At 68.0% G+C, this 544-nt stretch carries 1 protein-coding gene; it reads left to right on the top strand.

The features are described 5' to 3' along the window. A partial coding sequence (locus EN850_RS33405) for a hypothetical protein (RefSeq protein WP_210237998.1) occupies positions 1-538 on the top strand: 538 nt, incomplete at its 5' end. Positions 539-544: the final 6 nt, after the last annotated feature.

Genomic DNA, 544 nt, shown 5'->3' with positions numbered 1-544 from the left:
CGCGCGTCCTGCCCCCGATCCCGGCAACTGGGCGACACCTGCCAAGGGCGATGACTGGGGAGCATCCAGCCGCAACCGCGAGGGCAGCAGCGACGGTGCCCGCCAGGCAAGCGCCGCCGGCCGGGGCAATGGCCTGTTCAATGCCGATGGCAGCGTGCGTGTACCCGGCCAGGAGGGCGACGGCCATGCAGAGCGCGGCGCGCCCGGTGGTGCCAACGATGGCTGGAGCAAGGAGCGCATCGCGCAGTCCGGCACCTGGCTGAAGCGCCCGCCGTACGACTACACGCCGACCTCGTTCGACAAGTACTGGGTACCGCAGGAATCATTGCTGGCCGAGTGGGTGCGCAAGGGGGTCAAGGCCATGGAGATTCCATTGCCGGGCACCAACACCAGGATCTCCTGCGTCATTTCGATCCTGCAGGCCGGTGGCGGCTGTGGCCTGACCAATCCCAACATGCAGGACCAGCCGGCCGTGGCACGACCGCCGCCGGACATCCCGTTCAAGAAGGAACTGCAGGAAGACAACGGCAGCCGCTAGGACGGC

The organism is Mesorhizobium sp. M8A.F.Ca.ET.207.01.1.1, assembly GCF_004794715.1.
Lineage (GTDB): Bacteria > Pseudomonadota > Alphaproteobacteria > Rhizobiales > Rhizobiaceae > Mesorhizobium.
Note: the sequence above shows the minus strand (reverse complement) of the source record. Positions and strands in the feature narration are given on the sequence as shown.